This window comes from Cupriavidus sp. L7L, assembly GCF_004353535.1.
Lineage (GTDB): Bacteria > Pseudomonadota > Gammaproteobacteria > Burkholderiales > Burkholderiaceae > Cupriavidus > Cupriavidus oxalaticus_A.
In genome coordinates this window covers 105860-112211 of sequence record NZ_SMNY01000004.1, presented here as the reverse complement: position 1 = coordinate 112211, position 6352 = coordinate 105860, and the positions used below count along the sequence as shown (strand labels likewise).

Here is a 6352-nt window from a genome sequence, read left to right as displayed (position 1 = left end):
CCTGGCTGCGCGAAGCCACGGGAGAACGCTTACCTGACGCGCGCGCGCAGGCCCGCGCCCGCGCGGCCGCGGCGCCGGCGCCGGCGCAGGGCGGCCTGTTCGATGCGCCGGCGGCGGCCACCGGCAATGTGGTCGAGGCAACGGAAGAGAGCGCGCCCACCGAGATCCGCCACGAGACGGTCACCACCCAAGGCATGCTGGAAGACTGGATGCGGCGCATCGAGGCCGCGCCGCTGGTGGCGATCGATACCGAGACCGATTCGCTCGATCCCATGCAGGCGCAGCTGGTGGGCATCTCGTTGTCGGCGACGCCGGGCGAAGCCTGCTACATCCCCGTGGCGCACCGCGGCCCGGACGTGGCCGGCCTGCCCGAGCACGGGCAGCTCTCGCGTGAATTCGTGCTGGAGCGCATGCGCGCCTGGCTCGAGGACGCCAGCCGCCCCAAGCTCGGCCAGAACCTGAAATACGACATCCACGTCTTCGCCAACCATGGCGTGACGCTGCGCGGCGTGGCGCACGACACCATGCTGCAGAGCTACGTGCTGGCCTCGCACCGCAACCACGGCATGGACAGCCTGGCCGAGCGGCTGCTCAACCTGAAGACCATCACCTACGAAGAGGTGTGCGGCAAGGGCGCCGGCCAGATCGGCTTCGACCAGATCGACCTGGCGCGCGCCACCGAGTACGCCGCCGAAGACGCCGACGTGACGCTGCGCCTGCATCGCAAGATGTTTCCGCAGGTGGAAGCGGCCGCAGGGTTGCGCCGCGTGTATGAAGAGATCGAGATGCCGGTCTCGGTGGTGCTGCAGAAGATCGAGCGCAACGGCGTGCTGATCGACGCCGAACGCCTGGCCGCGCAGAGCGCCGAGCTGGGCCAGCGCATGCTGGCGCTGGAGCAGTCCGCGTACGAGGCCGCGGGCCAGCCGTTCAACCTGGGCTCGCCCAAGCAGATCGGCGAGATCCTGTTCAACCAGATGAAGCTGCCGGTGGTGAAGAAGACCGCCAGCGGCGCGCCGTCGACCGACGAAGAGGTGCTGCAGAAGCTGGCCGAGGACTACCCCCTGCCCAAGCTGCTGCTCGACTACCGCGGCCTGGCCAAGCTCAAGTCCACCTACACCGACAAGCTGCCCAGGATGGTCAATGCGCGCACCGGCCGCGTGCACACCAGCTACGGGCAGGCCACCGCGGTGACGGGCCGGCTGGCATCGACCGAGCCCAACCTGCAGAACATCCCGGTGCGCACCGAGGAAGGCCGCCGCATCCGCGAAGCCTTTATCGCCGAGCCGGGCAGCGTGATCGTGTCGGCCGACTACTCGCAGATCGAGCTGCGCATCATGGCCCATATCTCGGGCGACGAGAACCTGCTGCGCGCCTTTGCCAACGGCGAGGACATCCATCGTGCCACGGCCGCCGAGATCTTCGGCGTGGAGCGCCACGCGGTCGGCAGCGAGCAGCGCCGATACGCCAAGGTCATCAACTTTGGCCTGATCTATGGCATGAGCGCGTTCGGGCTGGCCAGCAACCTGGGCATCGAACGCGACGCGGCCAAGCACTATATCGACCGCTACTTCATGCGCTACCCCGGCGTGGCGCACTACATGGAAGAAACCCGGCAGACCGCGCGCGAGCAGGGCTATGTCGAGACCGTGTTCGGCCGCCGGCTGTGGCTGCCCGATATCAACGGCGGCAGTGGCCCGCGCCGCCAGGCCGCCGAGCGCGCCGCCATCAATGCGCCGATGCAGGGCACGGCCGCCGACCTGATCAAGCTGTCGATGATCGCGGTGCAGGGCTGGCTGGAGCGCGACGGGCTGCAGACGCGCCAGATCATGCAGGTGCACGATGAACTGGTGCTGGAAGTGCCCGAGCATGAGCTGGAACTGGTGAAGGCGCGCCTGCCGGAGCTGATGTGCACGGTGGCGCAGTTGCGCGTGCCGCTGGTGGCCGAGGTGGGCAGCGGCGCCAACTGGGAAGAAGCGCACTGAAAGCGCAATGAAGTTGAGCTGACAACCTTCGCCCCCCCCGCGTTTGCATGGCGGTATCGATTGAAGCGACTGCTGAGTCGTGTTATGCGGCTTGCCATGTATGCTGCAATGCAGCAGACTGTGGCCATGCCTCAGGCACGGATTTCACAATACGCACGGGTAGACCATGACAGAAGCAAAGGCGCACCGCATCGTTGTCGTCGGCGGCGGGGCAGGAGGGCTGGAACTGGTAACCAGGCTCGGCGACAAGCTTGGCAGGAAGGGAACGGCGCAGGTGGTCCTGGTGGACCGCTTGCCTACCCACATCTGGAAACCGCTGCTGCATGAAGTTGCCGCCGGCAGCATGGATCCCAACACGCACCAGCTCGAATACGCGGCGCAGGCGCGCTGGCACCATTTCGAGTTCCAGCAGGGCGAGCTGACCGGCATCGACCGCGCGCGCAAGACCATCGCCGTATCTGCCTGCAATGACCAGGACGGCGCCGAGCTGCTGCCCGCGCGCGAGTTGCCGTATGACACGCTGGTGCTGGCGATCGGCTGCGTCACGCATTTCTTCGGCGTGCCGGGCGCCGCCGAGAACGCCATCGCGCTCGATACCGTGGCGCAGGCCGAACGCTTCCGCAAGCGCCTGATCGCCGCCTGCGTGCGTGCGCAGAACGGGCGCGGGCGCATCGGCGAGGACGGCCGTCCGCGCGTTGACGTGGCCATCATCGGGGCCGGCGCCACCGGTGTCGAACTGTCGGCGGAGCTGCGCAACACCGCGCACGTGCTCAGCGCCTATGGCCTGCACCGCCTCGACCCGCGCCGCGACGTGCGCATCCACGTGGTCGAGGCCGGCCCGCGCATCCTGCCGGCGCTTTCGGAGCGCGTCTCGGCCGAGACCGCCAAGCTGCTGAAGAAGCTCGATGTCGATGTCTTTACCAGCGAGCGCGTGACCGAGGTCACGCCGCAGGCCGTGCTGACCGCCAGCGGCAAGACCATCGATGCCGACCTGACGGTGTGGGCCGCGGGCATTACCGCGCCGCAGGTGCTGGCCATGCTGGGCCTGCCGACCAGCCGCCAGGGGCAGATCGTGGTCGGCCCGACGCTGCAGAGCGAGGGCGATCCCGACATCTTTGCCTTCGGCGACTGCGCCAGCTGCCCGTGGCCGGAGAAGCAGACCTCGGTGCCGCCGCGCGCGCAGGCGGCGCACCAGCAGGCGACCTTCCTCTACCAGGCGCTGTGCGCGCGGCTCGAAGGCAAGCCGCTGCCGTCGTTCGCTTTCAAGGATTTTGGCTCGCTGGTGTCGCTGGGGCACTTCAGCGCGGTGGGCAGCCTGATGGGCGGGCTGATCGGCGGCTCGATGTTTATCGAAGGACTGATGGCGCGCGTCATGTACACCTCGCTGTACCGGATGCACGTGATGGCGCTGCACGGCGCGGTCGGGATGGCGCTGGACACCGTGTCGCACTGGCTGCGCAGCAAGACCAGCCCGCGGGTGAAGCTGCACTGAGGCAGCACTGGGAACATCGTGCAGGCATGAGCACGAAGCGTCATGTCTGCTTAGAATCGGTGGCTGGCGATTTTTGGCGCGCCAGCCACCCATGTTCCTGGAGACACGCATGCTCAAACCCGAAGTGGAAAGCCTCGTCCCCGGCCAGACCTTCGACCGCCGCGGCTTCGTCAAGATCGCGCTCGGTTCCGCCTTTGCCGCGGCTGCCTTGCCGGTGATGGCCCAGCAAGCCATCAAGACCGATTTCGCCGGCCTGACCGCGGGCGAGGTCGCGATCCCGTCCGGCGGCTTCAGCATGCCCGCCTATCGGGCCCAGCCGGAAGGCAAGAAAAACCTGCCGGTGGTGCTGGTCGTCAGCGAGATCTTCGGCGTGCACGAATATGTCGCCGATATCTGCCGGCGCTTCGCCAAGCTCGGCTACCTGGCGATCGCGCCCGAACTGTTCGCGCGCCAGGGCGACCCGCAGAGCTTCGGTTCCATCCAGGAACTTCAGCGCGAGGTGATCGCCAAGGTCTCGGACGTCCAGGTCATGGGCGACCTCGACGCCGCGGTGGCATGGGCGGGCGCCAATGGCGGCGACCGGTCGCGGCTCGGCATCACCGGCTTCTGCTGGGGCGGCCGCATCACCTGGCTGTTCGCGGCGCACAGCCGGCAACTGAAGGCCGGCGTGGCCTGGTACGGCCAGCTGTCGCCCGAGCCGACGCCGCTGAAGCCCAAGAACCCGATCGACCTTGTCGGCCAGCTGCATGCGCCGGTGCTCGGACTCTACGGCGGCAAGGACACCGGCATCCCGCTGGAGCATGTGGAGAAGATGAAGGCGGCGCTGGCGGCGTCGGCCGACCGGGCCGCCAAAGGCTCGCGCTTCGTGGTCTATCCCGAGTCCGGCCATGCTTTCCATGCCGACTACCGGCCCAGTTACCGCGAAGCGGACGCCAGGGACGGCTGGCAGAAGGCGCTGGCCTGGTTCAAGCAGCACGGCGTGGCGTGATCCGTTCGGGGTGGCCCGGCCGACAGCAGGATTGCAAAGTCCCGGCGGATACGTACAATGCGGCCTTTGAGTTATTGCAACATTGTTGCGTTAGCCGCCCGGCGCAATGCGGGCGGAACGGCGGAGCTGCTTGCTGGATGGCTGAAAGGCCGCCAGCGTCGCCACCTGGGAGCCCATCATCCATTCGACGCTTTTGTATATCCTGCTCGCCGCCACGATCTCGGGCGTGGGCAGCATCTTCGGGGCGGCGCTGCTGTCGCTGACGGTGGCGTCCCGCGTGGTCGAGCGCATGGTGAGCTTCTCGGTGGGCGTACTGCTCGCCACGGCGCTGCTGCATTCGCTGCCGGAGGCGTTCGAGTCCGGCGCCGACCCGCGCGCGCTGTTCGGCACGCTGCTGGCGGGGCTGCTGGGCTTCTTCCTGCTGGAGAAGATCTCGCTGCTGCGCCACTCGCACCACCACGAGGGCGACGGGCACCACCACCATCACGGCCATGACCGCGAAGAGGCGGGGCGCAGCGGCCTGACCATCCTGGTGGGCGATACCTTCCACAACTTTGCCGACGGCATCGTGATCGCGGCGGCCTTCCTGGCTGACCCGCATATCGGCGTGGTCACCGCGCTGGCCATTGCCGCGCACGAAATCCCGCAGGAAGTGGGCGACTTCATCGTGCTGCTCAACGCGGGGTTCTCCAAGGCGCGCGCCTTCGCCTTCAACCTGCTGTCGAGCGTGGCGGCCATCGCCGGCGGCCTGGTCGGGTACTTCCTGCTCGACGAGATGAGCGGCTGGATCCCCTACGTGCTGGTGATCGCCGCCAGCAGCTTCCTCTATATCGCCGTCAGCGACCTGATGCCGCAGATGCAGCGCAAGCCGCGCTGGCGCGAGTCGGCGATCCAGGTAGTGCTGGTGGCGGCGGGGATTTCGGCGATCGTCTTTATCACCAACGGCGTGCACGAGCGGCACGGCCACGCGCACGGCAGCGCCGCGCCGGTGGCCACTTCGCACTGAGGGGCCGCTCGCGTCAGGCGGCGCCGGTCGCCACCGGGCGCGCCGGATCAGCGCACCATTCGCTCCACGAGCCCGGGTAGAGCGCCGCGCCGCCCAGGCCGGCTGCTTCCAGCGCCAGCAGGTTGTGGCAGGCCGTCACGCCGGAGCCGCACTGCATCACCGCCTGAGCGGGCGCGCGCTGGCCCAGCACCGCGCCAAACTCGGCGCGCAGCGTTTCCGGGGACTTAAAGCGACCTTCGGCGTCGAGGTTGTCCTTGAAGAAGCGGTTGACCGCCCCGGGGATACGGCCGCCGACCGGATCCAGCGTTTCGTTCTCGCCGCGGAAGCGGTCGGGCGCGCGTGCGTCGACCACCAGCAGCGCGGCGCGGCCGAGGTTGTCGAGCAGGTCGGCGGCGTCCACCGTCGGCACCAGCGACTCGCGGCGCGAAATCTTGCCGGGAAACTCCGGCTCCGGGGTGGCCTCATGCTCCAGCGGCATGCCTGCCTTGACCCAGGCGTCCTTGCCGCCATCCAGCACCGCGACCTCGTCATGGCCGATCCAGCGCAGCAGCCACCACAGCCGCGCGGCGAACATGCCGCCCTGCGCGTCGTAGGCCACTACCGGGGTGTCGTCTTCCACGCCCAGCGCCTGCAGCCGCGCGACGAAGTCGTCGGCATCGGGCAGGGGGTGCCGGCCGTTGCTGCCGGTCTTGCGGCCCGACAGTTCGTTGTCCAGGTGCAGGTAGAACGCGCCCGGCAGGTGGCCGACGTGGTACGCCTCGCGCCCGGCGGCGGGGTTGGACAGGTCGAAGCTGCAGTCGATCACGACGCAGCGGCCGTTGCCGGCCAGCAGCGCCTGCAGTGCGGTGACGGAAATCAGCGGTTTCTGCATGGGAATCCTGTAG

5 protein-coding genes are annotated in these 6352 nt (G+C 68.4%); 4 read left to right on the top strand and 1 reads right to left on the bottom strand.

Annotated features, from left to right (window positions below; translation table 11 throughout):
- From polA to E1J61_RS05265, 4 genes are all read left to right on the top strand, one after another.
- Positions 1-1982: DNA polymerase I (polA, locus tag E1J61_RS05280; protein ID WP_133093097.1), on the top strand; the 1982-nt coding region annotated here is incomplete at its 5' end.
- A gap of 166 nt (positions 1983-2148) precedes the next feature.
- Entirely contained in the window at positions 2149-3474 is a 1326-nt protein-coding gene (locus E1J61_RS05275) for an NAD(P)/FAD-dependent oxidoreductase (RefSeq protein WP_133093096.1), read from the top strand.
- Between the two features lie 109 nt (positions 3475-3583).
- Positions 3584-4462 carry a dienelactone hydrolase family protein gene (locus E1J61_RS05270; protein ID WP_133093095.1) on the top strand — a complete coding sequence of 293 codons (879 nt, stop codon included), beginning with the start codon at positions 3584-3586 and terminating at the stop codon, positions 4460-4462.
- A 193-nt stretch (positions 4463-4655) separates the two neighbouring features.
- Positions 4656-5468: a ZIP family metal transporter gene (locus tag E1J61_RS05265; RefSeq protein ID WP_218959477.1), complete on the top strand. Its 813-nt coding sequence runs from the start codon at positions 4656-4658 to the stop codon at positions 5466-5468.
- Between the two features lie 13 nt (positions 5469-5481).
- Here the strand turns inward: E1J61_RS05265 and E1J61_RS05260 are convergent, their stop codons facing one another.
- A complete protein-coding gene (locus tag E1J61_RS05260; protein ID WP_133093093.1) occupies positions 5482-6339 on the bottom strand; it encodes a sulfurtransferase in 858 nt (285 codons plus the stop codon).
- Between the last annotated feature and the right edge of the window lie 13 nt (positions 6340-6352).

What these genes read in the sequence shown, in the direction of transcription:
- E1J61_RS05275 (WP_133093096.1), top strand. Translation starts at nt 2,149, where the DNA reads ATGACAGAAGCAAAGGCGCACCGCATCGTTGTCGTCGGCGGCGGGGCA.
- E1J61_RS05270 (WP_133093095.1), top strand. Translation starts at nt 3,584, where the DNA reads ATGCTCAAACCCGAAGTGGAAAGCCTCGTCCCCGGCCAGACCTTCGAC.
- E1J61_RS05260 (WP_133093093.1), bottom strand. Translation starts at nt 6,339, where the DNA reads ATGCAGAAACCGCTGATTTCCGTCACCGCACTGCAGGCGCTGCTGGCC.